This is a genomic window from Agaribacillus sp. DX54, assembly GCF_056858335.1.
This window is the reverse complement of sequence record NZ_JBXEQE010000142.1, coordinates 1-374: the sequence shown is the minus strand read 5'-3', so window position 1 is coordinate 374 and position 374 is coordinate 1. Positions and strand designations below refer to the sequence as shown.

Below are 374 nucleotides of genomic sequence, written 5' to 3'. Positions count from 1 at the left end.
GAAGATAGTAGCCGTTCCTTCTCAATACCAATACCGGTATCGGGTAATTCCTGATCATTGGCCCATTCCGGGTCTTTTAAATCTTTTACCGCCCTTTCCATCGAAAAAGTGCCTGCCCCATTTAACAAGGCATCCAGTTTCCTTTTGCCTTTCACCACCTTAGGCCATGGCGTCTCTAAAAGGGCATTGCTCAAGCCATAATTACCCGGGTGCAGCCTCTGATGGGTATTGACACTATTAGAATAATAGAATATTTCATTTTGCCTTCCGAATATTAAATTGAAGCCGTTGTAGTGAGCACCGGATTTTTTAAGCTCTTTCAAATATTCTTCAGGGGTATAATGGTCCAGTAAAAAGTTGGTCACTAATCGGCC

1 protein-coding gene is annotated in these 374 nt (G+C 42.8%); it reads right to left on the bottom strand.

All coding sequences use genetic code 11. The features are described from left to right. On the bottom strand, window positions 1–374 hold a 374-nt coding region (locus AC04NP_RS30715; RefSeq protein WP_482863956.1), incomplete at both ends, for an NRDE family protein.